Source organism: Mucilaginibacter sp. NFX135 (assembly GCF_048565145.1).
In the GTDB taxonomy this organism is placed as follows: domain Bacteria; phylum Bacteroidota; class Bacteroidia; order Sphingobacteriales; family Sphingobacteriaceae; genus Mucilaginibacter.
Genome location: NZ_CP183412.1, coordinates 316,673 through 336,811, shown reverse-complemented (window position 1 = coordinate 336,811; position 20,139 = coordinate 316,673). Strand labels below are relative to the sequence as shown.

General features: G+C 43.0%; 23 protein-coding genes. 16 read left to right on the top strand and 7 right to left on the bottom strand.

Annotated elements, in window-relative coordinates; all coding sequences use genetic code 11:
* Window positions 1-103 precede the first annotated feature (103 nt).
* The 6 genes from pafA to ACNURT_RS01435 all read left to right on the top strand — a co-directional run bounded on the left by pafA (window position 104) and on the right by ACNURT_RS01435 (window position 6,309).
* Window positions 104-1,777, top strand: coding sequence for an alkaline phosphatase PafA (gene pafA, locus ACNURT_RS01460; RefSeq protein ID WP_419700227.1), 1,674 nt, complete (start codon window positions 104-106; stop codon window positions 1,775-1,777).
* 110 nt (window positions 1,778-1,887) lie between these two features.
* A complete protein-coding gene (locus tag ACNURT_RS01455; RefSeq protein WP_419700226.1) occupies window positions 1,888-2,511 on the top strand; it encodes a thiamine phosphate synthase in 624 nt (207 codons plus the stop codon).
* 232 nt (window positions 2,512-2,743) lie between these two features.
* Window positions 2,744-3,316, top strand: coding sequence for a thiamine diphosphokinase (locus ACNURT_RS01450; RefSeq protein ID WP_419700225.1), 573 nt, complete (start codon window positions 2,744-2,746; stop codon window positions 3,314-3,316).
* 162 nt (window positions 3,317-3,478) lie between these two features.
* Complete coding sequence (locus ACNURT_RS01445; protein WP_419700224.1) at window positions 3,479-4,567, top strand: DUF6515 family protein; 1,089 nt, start codon at window positions 3,479-3,481, stop codon at window positions 4,565-4,567.
* 158 nt (window positions 4,568-4,725) lie between these two features.
* Window positions 4,726-5,808: an SGNH/GDSL hydrolase family protein gene (locus tag ACNURT_RS01440; protein ID WP_419700223.1), complete on the top strand. Its 1,083-nt coding sequence runs from the start codon at window positions 4,726-4,728 to the stop codon at window positions 5,806-5,808.
* A gap of 156 nt (window positions 5,809-5,964) precedes the next feature.
* Window positions 5,965-6,309 carry a four-helix bundle copper-binding protein gene (locus tag ACNURT_RS01435; RefSeq protein ID WP_419700222.1) on the top strand — a complete coding sequence of 115 codons (345 nt, stop codon included), beginning with the start codon at window positions 5,965-5,967 and terminating at the stop codon, window positions 6,307-6,309.
* 70 nt (window positions 6,310-6,379) lie between these two features.
* Here ACNURT_RS01435 and ACNURT_RS01430 read toward each other — a convergent pair whose 3' ends face one another.
* On the bottom strand, window positions 6,380-7,498 hold the full coding sequence (locus ACNURT_RS01430; protein WP_419700221.1) for a DUF4407 domain-containing protein: 1,119 nt from the start codon (window positions 7,496-7,498) through the stop codon (window positions 6,380-6,382).
* A 208-nt stretch (window positions 7,499-7,706) separates the two neighbouring features.
* Here ACNURT_RS01430 and ACNURT_RS01425 point away from each other — a divergent pair, with 208 nt between their 5' ends.
* The 5 genes from ACNURT_RS01425 (at window position 7,707) to ACNURT_RS01405 (ending at window position 11,008) form a co-directional block, all read left to right on the top strand.
* The gene (locus tag ACNURT_RS01425) at window positions 7,707-8,021 is read left to right on the top strand and encodes a rhodanese-like domain-containing protein (protein ID WP_370996922.1); all 315 of its coding nucleotides are present in this window, start codon (window positions 7,707-7,709) and stop codon (window positions 8,019-8,021) included.
* Window positions 8,022-8,023: 2 nt separating this feature from the next.
* Entirely contained in the window at window positions 8,024-8,212 is a 189-nt protein-coding gene (locus ACNURT_RS01420; RefSeq protein WP_419700220.1) for a DUF6358 family protein, read from the top strand.
* Between the two features lie 9 nt (window positions 8,213-8,221).
* Complete coding sequence (locus tag ACNURT_RS01415) at window positions 8,222-9,124, top strand: prohibitin family protein (RefSeq protein ID WP_419700219.1); 903 nt, start codon at window positions 8,222-8,224, stop codon at window positions 9,122-9,124.
* A 133-nt stretch (window positions 9,125-9,257) separates the two neighbouring features.
* Complete coding sequence (locus ACNURT_RS01410) at window positions 9,258-10,109, top strand: helix-turn-helix domain-containing protein (RefSeq protein WP_419700218.1); 852 nt, start codon at window positions 9,258-9,260, stop codon at window positions 10,107-10,109.
* Between the two features lie 104 nt (window positions 10,110-10,213).
* Window positions 10,214-11,008, top strand: coding sequence for an alpha/beta hydrolase (locus tag ACNURT_RS01405; RefSeq protein WP_419700217.1), 795 nt, complete (start codon window positions 10,214-10,216; stop codon window positions 11,006-11,008).
* A 261-nt stretch (window positions 11,009-11,269) separates the two neighbouring features.
* On the opposite strand, the gene ACNURT_RS01400 is transcribed toward ACNURT_RS01405, so the two are convergent.
* A complete protein-coding gene (locus ACNURT_RS01400) occupies window positions 11,270-12,280 on the bottom strand; it encodes a dipeptide epimerase (protein WP_419700216.1) in 1,011 nt (336 codons plus the stop codon).
* A 109-nt stretch (window positions 12,281-12,389) separates the two neighbouring features.
* Between ACNURT_RS01400 and ACNURT_RS01395 the strand changes: the two genes are divergently transcribed.
* Entirely contained in the window at window positions 12,390-12,590 is a 201-nt protein-coding gene (locus tag ACNURT_RS01395) for a hypothetical protein (protein ID WP_419700215.1), read from the top strand.
* A gap of 22 nt (window positions 12,591-12,612) precedes the next feature.
* Window positions 12,613-13,602, top strand: a complete 990-nt coding sequence (locus ACNURT_RS01390; protein WP_419700214.1) for a hypothetical protein — start codon at window positions 12,613-12,615, stop codon at window positions 13,600-13,602.
* On the opposite strand, the gene ACNURT_RS01385 is transcribed toward ACNURT_RS01390, so the two are convergent.
* The 5 genes from ACNURT_RS01385 to ACNURT_RS01365 all read right to left on the bottom strand — a co-directional run bounded on the left by ACNURT_RS01385 (window position 13,571) and on the right by ACNURT_RS01365 (window position 17,551).
* On the bottom strand, window positions 13,571-14,200 hold the full coding sequence (locus tag ACNURT_RS01385; RefSeq protein ID WP_370996914.1) for a rhomboid family intramembrane serine protease: 630 nt from the start codon (window positions 14,198-14,200) through the stop codon (window positions 13,571-13,573). The genes ACNURT_RS01390 and ACNURT_RS01385 overlap by 32 nt on opposite strands.
* Window positions 14,201-15,946, bottom strand: a complete 1,746-nt coding sequence (locus ACNURT_RS01380; RefSeq protein ID WP_419700213.1) for a M14 family zinc carboxypeptidase — start codon at window positions 15,944-15,946, stop codon at window positions 14,201-14,203.
* A gap of 67 nt (window positions 15,947-16,013) precedes the next feature.
* Complete coding sequence (locus ACNURT_RS01375; RefSeq protein WP_419700212.1) at window positions 16,014-16,415, bottom strand: ribonuclease E inhibitor RraB; 402 nt, start codon at window positions 16,413-16,415, stop codon at window positions 16,014-16,016.
* Between the two features lie 33 nt (window positions 16,416-16,448).
* The gene (locus ACNURT_RS01370) at window positions 16,449-16,802 is read right to left on the bottom strand and encodes an MmcQ/YjbR family DNA-binding protein (RefSeq protein WP_370996911.1); all 354 of its coding nucleotides are present in this window, start codon (window positions 16,800-16,802) and stop codon (window positions 16,449-16,451) included.
* Window positions 16,799-17,551, bottom strand: coding sequence for a hypothetical protein (locus ACNURT_RS01365; RefSeq protein WP_419700211.1), 753 nt, complete (start codon window positions 17,549-17,551; stop codon window positions 16,799-16,801). Before ACNURT_RS01365 ends, ACNURT_RS01370 begins: the two co-directional genes overlap by 4 nt.
* Window positions 17,552-17,629: 78 nt before the next feature.
* Here ACNURT_RS01365 and pepT point away from each other — a divergent pair, with 78 nt between their 5' ends.
* The 3 genes from pepT to ACNURT_RS01350 all read left to right on the top strand — a co-directional run bounded on the left by pepT (window position 17,630) and on the right by ACNURT_RS01350 (window position 20,006).
* Window positions 17,630-18,880, top strand: a complete 1,251-nt coding sequence (gene pepT, locus ACNURT_RS01360; RefSeq protein ID WP_419700210.1) for a peptidase T — start codon at window positions 17,630-17,632, stop codon at window positions 18,878-18,880.
* A gap of 10 nt (window positions 18,881-18,890) precedes the next feature.
* Complete coding sequence (locus ACNURT_RS01355; RefSeq protein ID WP_419700209.1) at window positions 18,891-19,385, top strand: N-acetyltransferase family protein; 495 nt, start codon at window positions 18,891-18,893, stop codon at window positions 19,383-19,385.
* Between the two features lie 63 nt (window positions 19,386-19,448).
* On the top strand, window positions 19,449-20,006 hold the full coding sequence (locus tag ACNURT_RS01350) for a hypothetical protein (RefSeq protein ID WP_370996907.1): 558 nt from the start codon (window positions 19,449-19,451) through the stop codon (window positions 20,004-20,006).
* The last annotated feature ends 133 nt before the right edge of the window (window positions 20,007-20,139 follow it).

The window sequence follows — 20,139 nt, the reverse complement described above, 5'->3', positions numbered from 1 at the left end:
TAGCGCAGCAAGGGAGTTTTACAACAAAAATGATAATTAACAAAAAACTATAACGCATTTTAAAAGCATTGTTGATATTTGAGCTTCTCCAAAACAATGAAAAATGAAGCTTAAACATCTGCTCCTTGTTCCTTTATGCATTGCTGCCATTTCGGTATCGGCACAAAAAAAGAAAATCAGCGCGGCTCCGGCTGCCGCATCATTGCCCCGCCCAAAACTGGTAGTAGGTCTTGTGGTTGATCAAATGCGCTGGGATTATCTGTACCGGTATTACGATCGCTATGAGGCAGGAGGCTTTAAGCGTTTACTTAACGAAGGTTTTACCTGCGAAAACACCAATATCGACTACATACCAACCGTAACGGCTGCTGGCCATACTTGCATTTACACCGGTTCGGTGCCGGCCCTGCATGGCATAGCGGGCAATGATTTTATTATAGAGGCCACCGGAAAATCCATGTATTGTACAGACGACAGCACCGTACATGCAGTGGGCAGTACCTCCAAAGCCGGCGAAATGTCGCCCCGCAATTTACTGGTGACCACCGTTACCGACGAATTAAGACTGGCTACCAACTTCCGCTCCAAAGTGATCGGCATAGCCCTGAAAGACAGGGGCGGTATCCTGCCCGCCGGGCATACCGCTAATGCTGCTTACTGGTTTGATGACGCGAATGGCAGCTGGATAAGCAGCACTTATTATATGAACGATCTGCCGGACTGGGTTAAGAAATTTAATGATCAGAAAATAGCCGAAAAATACCTGAAACAAGATTGGAACACGCTATACCCGATCAGTACTTACGTACAAAGTACTCCTGATAACAGCCCCCGTTATGAAGGTAAATTTGGCGGAACAGAAACACCAACCTTCCCCATCAAAACATCTGAGTTATACAAAGGTAAAGCAGGTTTGATCCGTTCTACCCCGTTCGGTAACACCATGACGCTCGACCTGGCCCGCGCCGCTGTTGAAGGCGAGCAATTAGGCAAAAATACCGTAACCGACTTTTTGGCGGTAAGTTTATCTTCTACAGATTATGTTGGTCACCAATTTGGCCCCAACTCGGTAGAGGCTGAGGACACTTATTTACGATTGGATAAAGACCTGGCTTCCTTTTTTGGCTACCTGGATGCTGCCGTGGGTAAAGGCAACTATTCGGTTTTTTTAACTGCCGATCATGGCGCCGCGCATAACCCTACTTTTTTAACCGATCATCAAATACCGGCCGGTTTTTGGGACGACGGAAAAGCCGTTGTGGATATGGAAAAGCTGCTGGAAGATAAGTTCAAAGTAAAAAATCTCATCCGCAGTATGGCCAATTACCAGGTGACTTTTAATAACCCCATTATTAAAAAGGAAGGTTTAAATATTGACGTGATGAAACAAATTTGTATCGATTACCTGCAAACACAACCGGCTATTGCCTTTGCTGTGGATATGCAAAAGGCCCAAACAGCTAACATCCCCGAAGAACTGCGCAGCCGCATCATCAACGGGTACAATGTGGAGCATAGCGGTGTGATACAGATAATCCTGAAGCCGGGATATTTTACAGGGCACGGTAGTACCGGAACAACGCACGGCTCCTGGAATCCTTATGATACGCACATCCCGCTGGTATTTATGGGCTGGGGCATTAAGCACGGCAGCCTTACCCGCCAAACACACATGACGGATATTGCGCCTACCGTAGCTTCGTTATTACACATACAGGCGCCAAACGGCAATATTGGCAAAACCATCAGCGAGGCCCTGACACAGGAGAAATTGTAGCATTAGTCGGGAAAGTCCGAAAGTCAGTAAAGTCCGGAAGTTTTAAAACAGTTATCTTTATTGAGTTTCTTCCGGACTTTCCGACTTTACTGACTTTCGGACTATAAACCATGAAAAAATACATCTCCAAATTTCACTATCTCACGCAAGACCTGCCCGATCGTAGTCATGTGCAGCAGGTACAGATAGCCTGTGAAGCCGGTGCCAACTGGGTGCAATACCGCTGCATGACCAAGCCCGAAGATGAGCTGATTGATGAACTCAACGAAATAGCTGGCATTTGCGATGATTGGGGAGCCACACTCATCATCACCAATCATTATCATTTGCTGGATAAGGTAGATGCCCAGGGCGTACACATAGAAGATCCCTTGGCCGATCTGACAGCCATTCGCGCCACAATAACAGATGAAAAAACGTTAGGCGCCTCGGCCAGCAACCCGGATACTCTAATGAAAATACAAAGCCTGGGCGTTGCCGACTATTGTTGCTATGGTCCTTTTGCGCATACCCATACCAAACACAATGATTATCCGCTGCTGGGCTTTGATGGTTACCGCCAATTGGAAAAATTACCTATCGATATCCCGGTGATAGCCGTAGGTGGTGTACTGCTGAACGATGTAGAGCGCCTGCTGCAAACAGGTATTTATGGTATAGCCGTATCCGGAGCTGTTAACCTGGCGCTCAATCCCGGGTCGGCGTTAAAAGAGTTTTACAGGAAGGTTTATTGAGTACAAAGTCTTGAGCCCAAAGTCTTAGGTGAGACTTTTTGATTTCCGCTGCCGCCGCGAGATTAGCACAGCGTATCTCGTGGGCAGCATGGTTAAAGCCGAAGCCATGTTCACTACGGGCTGAAAGCCAGCAGCAGCGTTTAAAAAGTTTTTATACAATTAACGGACCCAGAGCAATAATAGTGAAGATACATTTCATTAAATATTCATTTATTCTATCTACTTTTAATCGATGTCTTCTCACCATATTGTAAGAGAAAAACAGGAGCCGGCATTACTGGTGCTGGGACTTGATGATTTTCCGGAAGAGTTGCTTGGTCAGTTACTGGAGTGGAGCCCGACAGTGATAACCACACCGCATACCGCCGAAAAGCTCAACATGCTGGGTATCAAGGTTGATTGGGTGATCAGCAACGGGGAGGAAGGAATTGTACAATCAGATATAAAACTGATGCCTCCCGGCGATAATACATGGGCAGCAACGGCATTAAGTTACCTGGTGGCCAACCATTATCCGGCTGTAAACGTAATAACAGATGAACCGGTACTGGATGATCTGTTAAACTATACCGGGAAAATTGACTTGGTGGTATTTCAGGGACAACAAAAAATTTATGCCATAAGTTCCGGTTTTAGCAAATGGAAACCGGCAGGCGAGCAGATACGGGTGCTAAACAATACAAAAGGGTTAAATTACACAGGCCTGGAACAAACCGGACCAGGAAGTTTTAAAACTATAAAAGACGGCTTTTTCACCCTGAGCTTTGAACAACCCTTTTTATGGGTTGCAGAAGCGTTGGATTAAGTCAGAAAAGTGTATAATTGAGCTGTTTTTACAGCAAGTTGCTTTATTGGTGTACTTTTTGTTAAATATAATTAAATACGCGTTAAACCGTTTAATCATTTATTAGTCTATATACCTATATCAGCAAAGAATACCGGGCTGATTAGTTAAAAATTTTTCATCATGAAACGCACATATAAAAAATTATTCACACTTGCTTTAGGAACTCTGTTGAGTTTGTCTTTAGCGTTTACCGCCGATGCACAGCATAGAACCAGTGGCGGCGGAGGCGGTGGCGCCAGATCATCCGGCGGTGGTGGCGGAGGCGGTGGTTATTCCCGTCCATCTGGTGGTAATGCCAGCTTTTCCCGTCCATCGTTTAATGGCGGTGCGCAACGGTCGGCAATAGCTGCTCCTCAGCGCACTTATGGTAGCAGCGGCTTTGCTTCACGTACTAACGTAACAACTGCCCCGCAGCGTACTTATGGTGCCGCAACGCGTACTAATGGGAATGTTGCAGTAGCACCAGGCCGTACTAGTGTTGGAGGAGCTACTCGTACCTATGGTTACGGAACCCGTGGATATGCGAGTGTAAGCAGAAATGCATATGCTGGTGGCCGTGGTACCTATTACAGGACTGCTGGTGGTAGCGGTTATGCAGGTCGTGGTTATTCAAGCTATCGTTACGGTGGCCGTGGCGGTTACTTCGGCAATCACTATTGGTATCCATACCGTAACTACTATAATTCATATTACCTGCCAAGATTAGGCTTCAGTATAGGGTTTTTACCTTACGGATACTATCCTTTCTGGTGGGGCGATTATCAGTACTACTACAGCGATGGGTTGTATTACCAACAAATCAATGATCAGTATACTGTAGTTGAGCCACCTGTAGGTGCCGAGATTAAAACGCTGCCTAAAGATGCTCAGAGTATCATGATCAACGGCGAACAGTATTATGAATCAAACGGTGTTTACTATCAGCCAATTACTAAAGACGACGGAACCGCCACTTACGTAATTGCAGGTAAAGACGGTGAATTGAATACTGACCAGGGTGGTAATGGTGATGTTCAGCAAGCACCTCAAATAGGTGACATAGTTGGCCAGTTGCCACAAGACAGCAGAAAAATAAAGATTAACGGCGAAAAATTGTATGTATCTCCTGATGGTTATTACTACCAGGATGCTACCGACAATAATGGTAACAGGGCTTACAAAATTGTAGGTACACCAGCCGACGATCCTGCAGATCAGAATCAACAGTAAGGGATAAATTACCTTAAACAGCATTTAACGGGCTGCCTCTTAACTGGGGTAGCCCGTTTTTTTTATAAATTCAGGGAACACTCATGCGCTAAAAACGTTATAGGAATATTTAACCGGTATCCGGAAAGCTAATATTTGTGTTACACTATTAACCCGATATGATAAAATATATAGCTGGTTTATTTTTTATCCTACTGCTGCAGCTATCCTATGGCTCCAATGCAGCTATCCCCAAAGAGGCCTTAAAATTATACAAGGCCAATAATACCAACATACAATACGTAGGACGTATTGATTTCGCAAATCCGCTAAAACCCAGAATGTGGTCGCCGGGAGTTTATATCAAGCTACGTTTTGAAGGCAAAAAATGCGAGGTGCTGATCAATGATGAAGTACTGTATGGAAAAAACCATAATTACCTGGAAATAGCAGTTGATAATAATGCACCATACCGGGTGCAAACTACAGGTAAAACCAATGTGATCACCATAGGCGAAGAAATCTCTGAAGGCGAACATACCGTTGTTATTTGTAAGGACACCGAGTCGCAGATAGGTTATATTGATTTTGTGGGTGTCAGGTGCGCTAAACTTTTGCCGCCGCCTGCTCAGCCGGCACGAAAAATTGAATACATTGGCGACTCCATTACCAGCGGGGCTGGTATGGACCAGTCAACCACCCCATGTGGTAAAGGCGAATGGTATGATCAGCATAATGCCTACATGAGCTATGGACCTCGTACATCGCGCAACTTAAACGCGCAATGGCAGCTTACTTCGGTGGCAGGTATTGGTATGATACACAGCTGTTGCAATATGGATATCACCATGCCCCTTGTGTTTGATAAAGTTTTTCTGCGCAATGATTCCATTACCTGGAATTTTAAACATTACCAGCCTGATGTAGTAACCATTTGTCTGGGGCAAAATGATGGCGTCGGCGATTCTATCCGCTATTGCGATATTTATACCAGGTTTATTAAAACATTAAGGCAGAAGTATCCTGCAGCTGATATTGTATGCTTGAGCAGCCCCATGGCCGATGAAAAACTATCAGCCGCCCTGCAAAATTATCTCACCGCTATTACTACCGAGGTCAATAATAGCGGTGACAAAAAGGTATATAAGTACTTTTTTTCGCGACGATATTACCAGGGCTGCGGTACACATCCCGATATGAAAGAACATGAGTTTATTGCCGATGAACTAACCGCTTATTTGAAGCAGTTGAAGGACTGGTAATTTTCATCGGAGTAATTTGTTTTTTAATGGTGATGAAGCTATCATGAGCCGGTTTACTCATTCCGGTTTGCGAACCTTAGCTCATGATGGTTTCAAATAAAGAAAACTTTTCGGTTTTTGGGCTATTGTTATTTATATACCAATAATAAGATAGCTATGAAAAATCATGATCACCAGCAATTAATTCAAAAGTTGTTTAATTGCGTGCTTGCTTGTGAACATTGTGCAAACGCCTGTTTGCATGAAGAGGATGTAAAAATGATGGCTCAATGTATCAGGCTCGACAGGGATTGTGCCGACATTTGTAACCAGGCGGCCAGGCTATTACAACGGGATTCGGCGGTTGCCTATCAGTACCTGGTTATATGTGAGGAAATATGCCGGCTTTGTGCCGATGAGTGCAGCAAACACGATAACGATCACTGCCGCCAATGTGCAGAAACATGTTTGATTTGTGCCGATGCTTGTCATGAACATCATGCGCCTGTAACGCAGGATTAACTAAAAAGCCCGATTGCGGTTGGTTCAGCAATCGGGCTTTTTAATGTAATTAATTGTCTAAATGAAAGTCTTATTCATAACTGTGCCGTTCAAAATCATAATCTGATTGTGAGGTAATGATCTTCTTTCGCCGTTCAATATCGGTACCCACGGAGTGATCATAAATATTGTCGGTAACGGTGATATCTCGTTCTTTATCCCGCTCTGCGAAATGGATGTTGGCCTCAGCCGTTTTGGCTATGGCGACATCGTAAGGCCCTTTTGGCGACATCAGTTTTACAAATACCGGTAAACACTCAAACAGGATAAACAGGTAGCCTATAAATGATATAGCCAGGTAGGTATCCAGGTCACGGGTGCCATTCTCGTTATAAGTTAACTGTCCCAGGGCCCAGTTACGGTCGCTAAAGCCAGCTATATTGGTGAGGCTGTCCAGTTGATGTTCCGAGAAAAGCCGGGTACTGTTCAGCCCTTCATAGTCCTTTCGCGCGGCCAGGTACTGGTCCATCTGTCCTAAATTCTGGGTTACCTCCTTCAGGCGACTCTCTTTTTCTGCCAGTACGGCCTGCTTCTGTTTGGCGTAAGTGCCATAGCCGGTAATGCCCGATGTTTGATTGGTTTTGTCGCCAAAAACCTCCTGGTTAAGCTGGTAGCGCGAACGGTTAATATCCTTTTCTAAGGAATCCTTTTCCTTTTTAAGGTCGCCGTTCTTGCCCATCTCCATCGCGTATTTTTGCTGATAGGTTTTTTCGAGGGTGTCAATCTTACGGTGCTGACCTTTCAGATAAGCGGTTTTTAATTTCTGGCGTATCTCCTTATCAAAGATCTTGAGCTCCAGCGGGCGCGAAATAACCACACCTATCATAATGGCAAGCAAAATACGCGGTGAAGCCTGTAATATCTGCTGATTGGTGCTGCCCTCCTTGTTAATGCTGGATACGATGTACCTGTCCATATTAAAAATGGCAGTACCCCAAATCAAACCAAACAAAATGGCAAAGCCTACGGCAAAGGCATCGCCGTTAAAAACAAAGTACATAGCATACCCGCCTGATAGCGAAGCAAACAATGCGGTGAAAAATATGGTGGCACCAATGCCCACATATTTATTATGTTCAATAGGATATTTTTTTAGGGTATCAATATGCGCTCCCGAACAAAACCAGAAAAAGCGTGTTACTTTTTTCATCTATTATGATCCATTTTATAGACGATCGTGTTGGGTTAATGTAACCTTTTCAGCGCTCATCTCTTTTTTTATTGCACGTAAACGTAACAAAACACAAATATTGTGCAATATTATACATAAAACGCACTTAGACATCGATTGTTACAAAAATCGGGCTTAATTATTTGATATAGAAAAAAAGCTACCTTTGAATTATAATTTTATTAACATGAATGAGATAACCGTACAGGAACTAAAAGAAAAACTGGACAAAGGCGAAGATTTTCAACTGATTGACGTAAGGGAAGAGTTTGAGTATGAAACCTCAAACCTGGGCGGACAATTAATACCGCTTGGGGGCATTTTAATTGAAGCCGATAAAGTAAGTAAAGATAAACCCGTAGTGGTGATGTGCCGCAGCGGCAAGCGCAGCGCGGCAGCCATTATGCAATTACAGCAATTAGGCTATAACAACCTGACCAATTTACAGGGTGGTATTTTGGCCTGGGCAGCCGAAATTGACCCTACACTTAATGTATATTAATTATGGGCTTTAAGTTAGTGCTTAATGTACTGTACACTATAGGTATTGTATTATGCCTGTTTGTGGCATACCAGGCTAATGCGGCCAAAAACTTCACCCTTTTGGGCGCAGCCATATTGGTGGCCGGGGTTGTTATTGTATTAAAAATAAGACTATTAAAAGACGTAAGGAACTCGCAAAAAAAGCTGTAACTTCATTGCATGTTTATAGCAATTTTAGGAGTTATTGTGCTCGTTGTGGGTATAGTGCTCAAACGCTCACCTGAACCTGCCGGCCGTTTTAGCGGTACGGCAACCGTTGTTGGATTAGCCATAGTAGCAGTTGGCCTGCTGCTATCCATATTTAAAGTAATTGAGCCCGGTAAAGTGGGTGTGCAAACCCTTTTTGGTAAGGTACAAGATAATGTACTCGAGAGCGGTTTGCACATCATTAACCCACTGGTTGATATCACCACCTTTGATATACAAACCCAAACTTACACTATGAGCGCCGTGAGTAACGAGGGCCAGAAGGAGGGTGACGACGCCATCCGGGTGCTGTCGAGCGATGGGCTGGAGGTTACTATTGATCTTTCTGTATTGTATAAAGTAACCGCAGACAAAGCCCCTTTTATTCTTCAGAATATTGGGGAAGATTATCTGGATAAGATTGTTCGCCCGGTGTCACGGACGGCCATACGCGACAATGCAGTTAATTATGCCGCTGTTGATCTGTACTCTACCAAACGACAGGAGTTCCAGGATAAAATAAACAGGTACATTACTGCAAATTTTGCCAAAAGGGGATTGGAACTACAGCAGATCCTGGTGCGCAATATTACCCTGCCGGCTTCGGTAAGGGCCAGTATTGAATCAAAGATCAACGCCGAACAGGACGCTCAGAAAATGCAATTCGTACTGCAGAAGGAACGCCAGGAAGCCGAACGTAAGCGTGTAGAAGCTCAGGGTATTGCCGACTATCAAAAGATCCTTTCAACCGGTCTTTCAGACAAGCAACTCCAGTACGAAGCTATCAAAGCTCAGAAAGAGATTGCGCTTTCGCCCAATGCCAAAGTGATCATTATTGGCGGTAAGGGTAATCCGATTATGCTGAGTGATAAGTGATACATAATCTGTTGGTTATCAATTATATAAATACATGTTAACCATAAAAGTGTAAGCCATATAACCGTTCAAAGCAAAGTAGTCAATGTTATTTTCCTAAGTATATTGCTGTGATTTTATAATATCTTCGGGCATGAAATTATCAGTATCAGACCAGAATACCGGCGGCGATCTGTTGCTTCACCATAACGAACCACAGCTCGACCGTTTGTTTTACACACGTGATTACGATTATAAATACTTTACCATTGCCTGGAACCGGGGCGGAAAGCAAACGGTAACCATTGATGGCTCGGCCTATGATTTTATGCCGAATACGGTACTGCCGCTCATGTTTAACCAATCGTTTTATTTTGATAAACCTGCCGATGTAGTGGCTTGGCAGTTTAACCGCGAGTTTTATTGTATTGTTGACCACGATACCGAAGTAAGCTGTGTTGGCTTTTTGTTCGGGATGAATGATAATGTATTCATCGACCTGGATGCAGATACGCAACGAAAATTGAAGGTGCTGTTGGATGTATTTATTGAAGAACTGAACACCAGGGACGATATCCAGACCGATCTGCTTATCATGTTGCTGAAGCGGCTCATTATCATGATCACCCGATTAGCGCGAGCCGGTAGTTTCCCGGAAGTGAAGCTTAACGATGATCGTTTCCACATTTTGCGTAAATTTAATTTACTGGTAGAGATGAATTTCCGCTCGCAACATAGTGTGAGCTATTATGCAGGCAGGTTAAATAAATCGCCCAAAACCCTATCTAACCTGTTTGCGCTGTATAATCATAAAACACCTATCCAGATCATTCAGGAGCGGATCCTGATAGAAGCTAAACGCCTGTTGTTCTACACTGATAAATCGGCTAAGCAAATTACCTATGAGCTGGGTTTTGACGATGCAGCCTATTTCAGTAATTTCTTTAAAAAACATACCGCTTTATCGCCCTCTGATTTTAGGAATAGTAAGAAAATGGTAGCATAGGGAAAAAATTACAAGTTGTCGGGAAGTATACTCATTCCGCAGGTGCAATAGTTGCTGCACCTTTGTATCGTTGATTCAAACAACAAACATCAACATACACGACAATGAAAACTCAAACTTTAAAAAACGCATTAAAAACAGGCTTAGCTGCCTCCGCTATTATTTTATCAACTATTATTGGTTCAGCTCCTAAAGCACAAGCCCAGGCACCCGTAAAAAATATAGTATTAGTGCATGGCGCCTTTGCCGATGGTTCTGGCTATAAAGGTGTTTACGATATCCTTACTAAAAAAGGCTATAATGTAACTGTTGTTCAAAATCCTTTAACATCACTTAAAGATGATGTGGATGCTACCAACCGTGTTATCGATAAACAAGACGGACCAGTGATTCTGGTAGGTCACTCATGGGGTGGTACAGTAATTACCGAAGCCGGTACAAATCCTAAAGTAAAAGCATTGGTTTATATAGCCGCCTTTGCACCAGATAACGGCGAAACTACTTTAAAACTGGTTCAATCATTACCCGCAGCACCCGAAAACGGCATATTGCCTCCGGACGATAAAGGCTTTGTTTATTTTAGTAAAGAAAAATTCCATGCCGGTTTTGCTGCCGACCTGAGCAAAGAATTAGCCGACTTTATGTACGCTTCACAAGGTCCTATCGCCGCACAAGGTTTTGTAGCCCCAATTACCGAAGCCGCCTGGAAAACCAAACCCAGCTATGGTATAGTAGCCACCGAAGACAAAGCCATTAACCCCGATATTGAACGTAACATGTATAAACGTGCCGGCGCCAAAGTAACCGAAATAAAAGCCAGCCACGTAGTATTCATCTCACACCCTGATGCCGTTGCCAAAGTAATTATTGATGCTGCAAATAACGCTGCTGGGAAATAAATCTTAGTATCATTAAAAAGGCCGCATATCGTTAAGGTATGCGGCCTTTTTTGTTGGACCTTCAACTTATAAAAGATTGTCATGCTGAACGGAGTGAAGCATCTGTTATGTGACCAGTATGTTGAAGAAGATCCTTCGTTCCTCAGGATGACAAATTAAGTTAAGGCTGTCATGGTGAGCAGGCCTCTGCGCGTGATCCTTCGACAAGCTCAGGAGGACAGGCCATTCGTGAAGTTCGCAATAATTAGAAAAAATTCGTGCTTATTCCCTTATCCCCAAACCCACATCATTATTCAATATATATTTACCATCAGCAAAATCAGGCATTTGGTAGGGATTGTTGCTTACTAAAAATGGGCCGTCGAGGTCAACCCAGTCACTTTGCGGAGCAATGGCTAATCCAGCCAGAGCGGCGCAGCTGGTTTCGGTCATACAGCCTATCATGATCTTCAGATTAAGTTCCCGGGCTCTTTTGATCATCCGGGTGGCCTCATATATACCTGCCGATTTCATCAGTTTGATATTGATGCCCGTGTAAACGCCTTTGGCCTTATATACATCTTCAAAACGTTGTACCGCCTCGTCACCAATAATAGGGATGGGGCTGCGTTCGGTGAGCCAGGCATTGCTGTCGGGATCTGTTTTGAGCATGGGTTGCTCTATCAGTTGTACACCTTGTTCCTGCAGCCAGTAGGTCATGTCGAGGCTTTGTTGCAGATCTGTCCAGCCCTGGTTGGCATCTACATAAAGGGGTACATCCGTAACGGAGCGGATGGTGGTAATGAGTTCTTTGTCGTTATCCTTACCCAATTTTACTTTGATCACTTTAAAACCTTCGGCTTCTTTTACCTTTTTGATGATCATTTCAGTGGTATCAATACCGATGGTAAAACTGGTCACCGGCATTTTTGCGGGATCGCTGCCAAGCAGTTGCCAGCAGGACTGTTGTTTGATCTTTCCATCCAGATCATGCAGGGCAATATCAATAGCCGCTTTAATGGCCGGATTGCCCGAAGCAATGCTGTCCAGGTAATTAATCACCGTGCCAAAATCAATGGGATAACTGATCTGGCTGATATTAATCTTACTCAAAAAAGCGGAAGCAGTTTCATGGCTTTCGCCCATGTAAGGAACCATAGATGCTTCGCCATAACCGGTATAACCTTCGTGCTTAATTTGTACCAGCATAACAGGAGTAGAGGTGCGCGAAAACTTGGCTATGGTAAAAGCGTGTTTTAATTGTAGTTCAAAGGGTTGATATGTCAGTTCCATGGTATAACAGATGTGCGAATGTGAAAACTTCAGATGTGCGGATGTGCAAATATGCAGATGTGCAGAGGATATAAGAAATTAATTTCAGATGGTTTTAGATGTGTAGATAATGTCTGAATCAGGATTAACTCCGTTGAAGGCTTCGCCGTTTACAGAATTTTTAGAATTATCAGAATATTTATCAGACGGTGTTCATCTGCACATCTGCATATTTGCACATCCGCACATCTGTGTTCATCCGCACATCTATAAAACCCTGTTTTATGTAAAAAATCTGCACATCTGCACATTTGCACATCCGCACATATAAAACCATCCTTATCTTTGCGCCCATGTCGGCACAAATTTATTCACCGTTCGAGCGTTTTAATTTCAGTAATAATAAGTGTTTCCTGAGCGGCCAGCCCTTAAATTCTGAAGAAGAAAAGATACAGGTTTTTCCGCAATGGCTCATGAGCAGATATAGCCTGGAAGACAAACCTTTTAAACTGCTCGACGAAAGCATGGCAACCTACAAAGACCTGAAGCTGCCCTGCACCGCTGCCATCAACGAACAATTCCTGGAGCCACTGGAAGCCGAAATAGCTGCTGCTTTTGACGCGGGTTATGATGCTGTAAAGCAGTTGGACGAACTGAAACTGTTTCAATGGGCGGGCAAGTTGCTGTATGGTATTATCTTTAATGAGATACAATCAGGGATTAAATTGCAGCATGCGCAAGGTGAGGAGTTTAACATGTCGCAGGCTATTATTCATAAGTTCAGCCACCTGCACCTGATGCTGCAAAGCCTGAACCTGCCTATCGAGCTGGATGGTTTTAAACCTTTCAGTCTTGTTCTGTTTAAGGTAGATAACTCAGAAGATATTTTTGGTTATCGGGATGAGATCAATACGCTGACATTCTCGCTCCGGATTAAAGATTTTGGCTTGATCATTTGTTTGCAGGATAATGGCGCCAATGCCAGCTATCACCAGGTTGCTTTGGACAAAATAAAAGGCCAGACCCTGCATCCCATACAGTTTGAAGAAGTTAACGCGCGTTTTTTTTATTCGGCATACCTGTTTAACCGCCTGCCAGAGTATAATATATTACCCGTTGAAGATATCATTTACATAGAAGCCATGCCCCTGCGCGGCACCAGTACCAAACCTTTGTTTGATGATTGGGTACCCAAGGTTTACGGACAGGTGCTGGAAAACTTCTGGAAAAACTGGGGCTTCCTGTTATTCGAGATCATCAAAAACCCCGAAGAGCCCATGAGCTTCCTGTTTGACGCCGATGGTAATACCATTAGTGCAGCATCGATTGAATTGCCCCGGTAATTTGCTCTATAAACTTCGGTAATACAGGAGGATTAAGTAAAATGGTGATCAGCAAACCACTTAAAGCTCCGTACAAATGTGCATCATGGTTAATGCTGTCGTTACTGTATTTGGAGGCATAACTACAATAGATCAGATACAGAATACCAAATACATAAGCTGGTATCAGGATGGGCAAAAATATCAGGCCCATTCGATCAAGTGGGGAATACAATATTGCACCAAAAATAACCGCGCTTATTGCACCGGAAGCGCCAAGGCTGTAATAATTGTAATTTTCCTTATGTTTAATCACTGAAGGCATGTCGCTCAATATCAAACTCACAACATACAACAGCCCAAATTGCCAATGCCCCATCTGCTGCTCAAGCCTAAAAGCGAAAAAGTAATAGGACATCATATTGAACAGCAAGTGCATGGTATCACGGTGAATGAGTCCGCTAGTGATAAGCGAATGCAAGTCTTTACCGCGCGAAACTGTATAAGGGTGCAGCATCATTTTGCCATATACGTTTTGATTATAAAACGCATATAAAGAGGTGATGAGCGTAATAACAAAGATGACAGATGCTACAGGCGTTACTATAAGATATTCCATTTATTTAAGATCGAGTTTTGTATCGGTTAGCAGCCGGCCCACCGGGTAGCGCATAAAAGTTTTTTCAAAATAGGGAGAATTGCGGTAAACAAAGAATAATTGTGCCTGGGCGCTGCCGGCCAGTTTTGGATCTTTACTTTTCGCGTCATCCAGTTTCTTTTTCAGTTCAGGGTCTTTTTTCAACAAATCAGCAGCGATATCTTCAAATACATAATCAGAAAAGTATTCCTTTTCGCCCAGTATCGAATCAAAAAAGTTCCAGGCAAAAAAGGAATCGACACCCTGCGGTTCCAAAGTTTCCACAATATAACGGTTAATGGGCTGGTTGGTATACACCACATAATCGCCGGCATAAAATTTAACCCGCATATCCACCGGGTTTAGCTTAACTGCCGAGTGCAGGTAATGCCCTTCATAAGGCTTTTGCGGAGTTTTATAATCTTCAATATAATACATCTGTAAAGCCAATGTGGTATCATGCACCAGCTGCTGCATTTTAACCCCATTCAGTTTAAACAGATCGATCACTTTGCCCCAGGCCTGTGGTATAACGTAAGCCACCGGTTTATCAGCCGTAGCAGTAACCTTATAGGTGTTCCAGTAGTTAATGGTTTTGGTGTAGGGCTTGGTCCGGTCATAGTACAGGCGGTTTAAGCCGCTTACTTCGCTAGTTTTATAATCTGCTTTATAGCCTTTAAATGTAATGGTATCTATAGCTTGCCGGTCGACAGTCCAATTCAGCGCGAAGGTTTTTTGTTGCGCCACCTGTTCATCGGCCTTTTGCTTCAATTCCCCTATCAGTTTAGCATCACGCTGATTGATATCAATGAGGTGTTGCATAAAATTATAAGTGGCATATACCCGTTTGTCAAAAGCCTTGAGCATATGCGTTTCGGTAATATAACTGATGATGTTATGCTGGGCGGCAAAACCTGTCGCGAAACGCGGGGTTTCCAAAAAGCTTACAATGCCCGAGTCGGGTAAACCTTCTTCGCCGGCACCGTAGGGGATCATTTCAAAGCCAGCCCTTTTCATGTTGTTATACATATAAGGCGTAAGCGTTTTGGTGGTATAATTAGCCAGGAGTGGGTTTTGCTTATCCTTTTGGGTTTCAATAAGCGTCATTACATACTGGTAATCGGCACCATCGCTGGTATGGTTATCCAGGAAGATCTCCGGTTTCCAGGTAGTCAGTATTTGTGTAAATGCCATAGCATTGCGGCTATCGGCCTTGATAAAATCACGGTTCAGGTCCAGGTTACGATAGTTACCTCTGAAGCCATAAGCCACTGGTCCGTTCTGACTCACCCGGCTAAGGCCACGGTTCAGGCTGCCATCAATATTATATAAAGCAATGAGGCAGATCACCACATCTTTGGGTAGCTTATTGTCTTTGAGCAGATCGCGCACCAGCATCATGCTGGCATCAATACCTTCGGGCTCACCTGGATGTATGCCATTGTTGATGAGCAATACCCGTTTGTTTTGTTTTTTGATCAACGCCGGATCAAAAACCTTATCTCGCGACAGCACAATGAGTGTAAGCGGTTTTCCTACATCAGTAGTGCCGTAGTTGATCAACTGCATTTGTTGTGGATATAGCTTATTCAGGTTTTGGTAATAAGCTATAACCTCGGCATAGGTAGCTGTATAGTTGTGGTCTTGATGTTGCTCAAATGGGCTTAATTGGGCTTTAACTGAAAGGGCAGTAAAACAAATAAATAAAATAGAGAAAACGATTTTCATAGGGTACGTTATTGCCCAAATATAAGATTATGTATAAAAAGAGGGCGGAGATGCAAAGGTATTTTTACTATTGATCAGGTGTTGTGCCCCACCCATCAAATTCACAGTCGAAATCATTTCCTAATTCACACATTTGTTTTGTCCAGGCTACCACAACAGCATCCCCCATTTGCATCCTTGTGGTCCAGCCGGTAATGACAAAGAGTTTTTTATCAGCCGCGGATGGACCAAATCCAACTTCGTAGTTTAGTTTTTGGAGCTCGTTGGCTAAGGCATTCGCTTTTTGGTCAGTATTTGTGTAAAAAAAGAATTCAAGTTTAAGGTAATCATCGTCTTTTACTTCAATTTTCCTTAGTTCAGTCATAGTCAGAGGTGCCATACTCATCTGCTTAGCTTTGCTATTTTCAAAAGTATCTTCAGATAAAAACTGTTTGTCACTTTGTTTTTTAAGAAAGCTAAATAATCCCATATATCTACGATTAAAAATATACTTGCATTTTTATTATGATCCCTTAATTTCGGCCTGCGCTTTTTTGGGTAATCCAAGAATCACCTGTTCATAAGAGTGATCTATCATTTCGCAAAGTTGCCTGTGAGTTAGCGAACCATCCATATAAACGGTATTCCACATTTTTTTGTTCATGTGGTAGCCGGGCTGTACTTCAGGATAACGCTCGCGCAGGTCAACGGCAAGCTCGGGCTCACACTTAACATTAAACCGGTTACCGCTCCCCAGCCCGATGAGTAAAAACAATTTACCGGCAACTTTAAAAACAAGGGTATCCTCGCCAAAAGGGAAACCTTCTGTTACTCCTGGCTTTTGCAGGCAATAATCACGTAACTCTTCTATATTCAAAATCCGTAGTTTCTAACAAGTTTATTATAAGACACCGAATTACCAAAATTGTACCGGAAACCTATGGTGAAGTGAGCATATTGGTCGGGGGCATTGTTTTTAAACTGGGCCGGAGGGTCATTGTATCCATCAAGTCCTTCGCCAAAAGCATAGCTATGTTCATAGCCCAGGGTAACGGTATAACCTACCTGCTCGTAAGAATCATAAATTTTAAACTCATAGCCAAATCGCAATGGCAACACCACATTGGTGCTTTTGTCTTTCCCCTGAAAACCATTGGTGCTGCCCACCGGGCCATTTTGAGCATACGCGGGTAAGTTGGTCCGTTGTATATCCTTCATGTTGTTGGAGATAGCGCCTATCCCTGTGCCTACATAAAAACTTTTGATCACGTTTAAAAAACCATTATCAGCATAATCAATAAAACTCCCCAGCTGTACATCGGCATGGATCAATAAAGCTTTATACGCGTTTTTATAGATACGGCCAAAAGCATCTTTATCAGGCGTGCGGCCACCGCCCGAAAGCGTGCCAAACTGGTACTCCAGCGCAATAGGTACGTAGGGATTAAAATTATAAGCTATGTTAAAGTTATAAATAGGGTGACTGTCCTGTCTTTTAGTATCGGCATAAGCCCTGCCATAGCCAATGCCTCCGCCAATACCCCATTCATAATAGTTGTATCCGTCCTGCGCCTTTGCTGTAAGCCCCGCAACCGTTAAAACAAAAAACAGAATAAATTTTTTCAAAGCTAAATTTTAATGAATATTTACAAATGGAACATGCCGGATACGGTTGCCGGTAAAACTTTACTAATATAGAGCTTTATGAATTTTAATTCATCACTAAACTTCACTGTAACCGAACGCTTTTTACGTTACGTTACCATTGATACGCAATCAGACCCTTCTTCTGTTTCATTTCCATCAACAGAAAAACAAAAAGACCTGGCCCGCCTGCTGGTTGATGAGCTTTTGGCTATTGGTGTAGCCGATGCGCATATGGACGAGTACGGCTATGTATACGCTACTATACCTTCCAATACAAACAAACAAGTACCTGTAATTTGTTTTTGCTCGCACATGGATACCGCGCCTGATTGCAGCGGGAAAAACGTAAAACCTATTGTTCATCAAAATTATCAGGGACAGGATATTATATTACCTGATGATGGCACGCAAGTCATCAAGCAGACGGAACACCCCGATCTGAAAAATCAGGTGGGTAATGATGTTATAACCGCCAGTGGTACCACCCTATTGGGGGCGGATAATAAAGCCGGTGTTGCCGAGATTATGGATGCCTGTTACCAACTGATAAACCATCCTGAAATAAAACACGGGGATATCCGCATATTGTTTACCCCTGATGAAGAGGTAGGCCATGGCGTGGATTATGTAAATATTGCCAAGCTGGGTGCTTATGCCGGTTATACCGTGGATGGCGAAAGCGCGGGTAATATGGAGAACGAAACTTTCTCGGCCGATGGCGCAAGACTGACCATCAACGGAGTAAGTTCGCACCCTGGTTTTGCCAAAGGGAAAATGGAAAGCGCCATCAAGATTGCCGGTGAGATCATCGAGGCTTTACCTGACGACTTGTCGCCAGAGCATACCGAAGGGATGGAAGGATTTATCCACCCCGTAGCTATTGAGGGACATGTAGAAACCGCCGGTATTGATTTTATCATTCGTGATTTTGATGCCAAAAAACTAAACGATCATGCTGATGTAATCCGTAAAACGGCGAATGAGGTGCTGAAAAAATATCCGGCATCAACTTATAGTTTGACTGTAAGTGAGCAATATCGCAACGTGAAGATCGTATTGGATAAGCATCCGGAAATTGTGGAGTATGCTATGGAAGCGATAAACCGTACCGGCCTTACCGCTAAATTATGCAGCATCAGGGGCGGTACTGATGGATCCAGGTTATCATTCATGGGTTTGCCTTGTCCCAATATATTTGCCGGTGAACATGCTTTTCACGGCAAACAGGAATGGGTATCGGTACAGGACATGCAGAAAGCCGTAGAAACCATATTGCACCTGTGTATGATTTGGGAAGAAAAAAGTTAATAAATTGAATATGTATACTATAAGAAAAGCTACCGTAAGCGATGTAGAAACCATCATACAAATTGCCGACCAAACGTGGTGGGTAACTTATGGTCCGATATTAGAAAAAGAGCAGATCACCTATATGCTGAATGAGATCTATTCGGCAGATAAGATCAGGAAGCAGATTGAAACCGGTGAGCAAACTTTTATATTCTTATTAGAAGAGGAAGAGCCGGTAGCGTTTGCCTCCTACTCGCCACGCGAAGAAAACGCCGACATTTATAAATTGCATAAATTATACTGCCTGCCCAAAACGCAGGGCAAAGGCTATGGCAAAGTACTGATCAATGAGGTGATCCAAAGAACTACAGATGCCGGCAAAAAAGTGCTGGAATTGAATGTAAACCGCTACAACAACGCCAAAACCTTTTATGAAAAAATGGGCTTCACCGTTGCTTATGAAGAAGATATAGCCATTGGTCCGTATTGGATGAATGATTACGTAATGCGAAAAGAATTATAGGTAAAGTAAGGCTTTTGGAATGCCACTTATAATGAATAGATTAGTGCTATTAACCTGAATTTTATGCAGCCATTCACAAGTTCAAGATCTAAACTAAAGTTAAAAATATTAGGTTGGTATCAGATAGTAGGAGGCATCGTTGGATTATTAATTACCATTTGGCTTTTAGCTCATATCGGCCAGATAAACGGGCTAATATTGTTGTTGCTTTTGATTGTCTTTGGGCTTTATAGTTTTTCTATTTACTGCGGTCGGCTGTTATTTACAAACTATGATAAAGGGCTTAATTTATCTGTGATTAATCAAATACTTCAAATAGCTCATTTTTCTATGCTCGGATACGCTTACCAATACGTATCTGGTTTAGTTTTTGAAATCGGAATGAGCAAAAAACCAGGGTTCAATTTGATTTTTAATTTCAATTTTACTAACTCCACTTGGCAACTGTCAGTTGGAACCAGTGACAGATCATTCGTTTTAGCAATTAACCTTGTGGCTATCGCTTGGTTATACTACATTGAAAAGCTAAGAAAGACTTTAAATGCCGAACGTGAAAGTTTTGAAAACCTGAGTACGGACAAGACTCCTCAAGCTGATGTAAACATTTCGGCTGTTGAATAATGACTTTATAAAAATTAAAAGAGAATAGCCCGATAAGGTCGATTCTTTATCAGATTATTTTTCAGCCCGCGATCGGTATTATCACCGTACCACTTTTATGTTCGTTCGTTATTAACATCGCATTTATGGTACG

Bases quoted from the DNA above. Each gene is read 5' to 3' on its own strand.
- pafA (WP_419700227.1), top strand. From the start codon at position 104: ATGAAGCTTAAACATCTGCTCCTTGTTCCTTTATGCATTGCTGCCATT.
- ACNURT_RS01455 (WP_419700226.1), top strand. From the start codon at position 1,888: ATGAAAAAATACATCTCCAAATTTCACTATCTCACGCAAGACCTGCCC.
- ACNURT_RS01450 (WP_419700225.1), top strand. From the start codon at position 2,744: ATGTCTTCTCACCATATTGTAAGAGAAAAACAGGAGCCGGCATTACTG.
- ACNURT_RS01445 (WP_419700224.1), top strand. From the start codon at position 3,479: ATGAAACGCACATATAAAAAATTATTCACACTTGCTTTAGGAACTCTG.
- ACNURT_RS01440 (WP_419700223.1), top strand. From the start codon at position 4,726: ATGATAAAATATATAGCTGGTTTATTTTTTATCCTACTGCTGCAGCTA.
- ACNURT_RS01435 (WP_419700222.1), top strand. From the start codon at position 5,965: ATGAAAAATCATGATCACCAGCAATTAATTCAAAAGTTGTTTAATTGC.
- ACNURT_RS01430 (WP_419700221.1), bottom strand. From the start codon at position 7,498: ATGAAAAAAGTAACACGCTTTTTCTGGTTTTGTTCGGGAGCGCATATT.
- ACNURT_RS01425 (WP_370996922.1), top strand. From the start codon at position 7,707: ATGAATGAGATAACCGTACAGGAACTAAAAGAAAAACTGGACAAAGGC.
- ACNURT_RS01420 (WP_419700220.1), top strand. From the start codon at position 8,024: ATGGGCTTTAAGTTAGTGCTTAATGTACTGTACACTATAGGTATTGTA.
- ACNURT_RS01415 (WP_419700219.1), top strand. From the start codon at position 8,222: ATGTTTATAGCAATTTTAGGAGTTATTGTGCTCGTTGTGGGTATAGTG.
- ACNURT_RS01410 (WP_419700218.1), top strand. From the start codon at position 9,258: ATGAAATTATCAGTATCAGACCAGAATACCGGCGGCGATCTGTTGCTT.
- ACNURT_RS01405 (WP_419700217.1), top strand. From the start codon at position 10,214: ATGAAAACTCAAACTTTAAAAAACGCATTAAAAACAGGCTTAGCTGCC.
- ACNURT_RS01400 (WP_419700216.1), bottom strand. From the start codon at position 12,280: ATGGAACTGACATATCAACCCTTTGAACTACAATTAAAACACGCTTTT.
- ACNURT_RS01395 (WP_419700215.1), top strand. From the start codon at position 12,390: ATGTCTGAATCAGGATTAACTCCGTTGAAGGCTTCGCCGTTTACAGAA.
- ACNURT_RS01390 (WP_419700214.1), top strand. From the start codon at position 12,613: ATGTCGGCACAAATTTATTCACCGTTCGAGCGTTTTAATTTCAGTAAT.
- ACNURT_RS01385 (WP_370996914.1), bottom strand. From the start codon at position 14,200: ATGGAATATCTTATAGTAACGCCTGTAGCATCTGTCATCTTTGTTATT.
- ACNURT_RS01380 (WP_419700213.1), bottom strand. From the start codon at position 15,946: ATGAAAATCGTTTTCTCTATTTTATTTATTTGTTTTACTGCCCTTTCA.
- ACNURT_RS01375 (WP_419700212.1), bottom strand. From the start codon at position 16,415: ATGGGATTATTTAGCTTTCTTAAAAAACAAAGTGACAAACAGTTTTTA.
- pepT (WP_419700210.1), top strand. From the start codon at position 17,630: ATGAATTTTAATTCATCACTAAACTTCACTGTAACCGAACGCTTTTTA.
- ACNURT_RS01355 (WP_419700209.1), top strand. From the start codon at position 18,891: ATGTATACTATAAGAAAAGCTACCGTAAGCGATGTAGAAACCATCATA.
- ACNURT_RS01350 (WP_370996907.1), top strand. From the start codon at position 19,449: ATGCAGCCATTCACAAGTTCAAGATCTAAACTAAAGTTAAAAATATTA.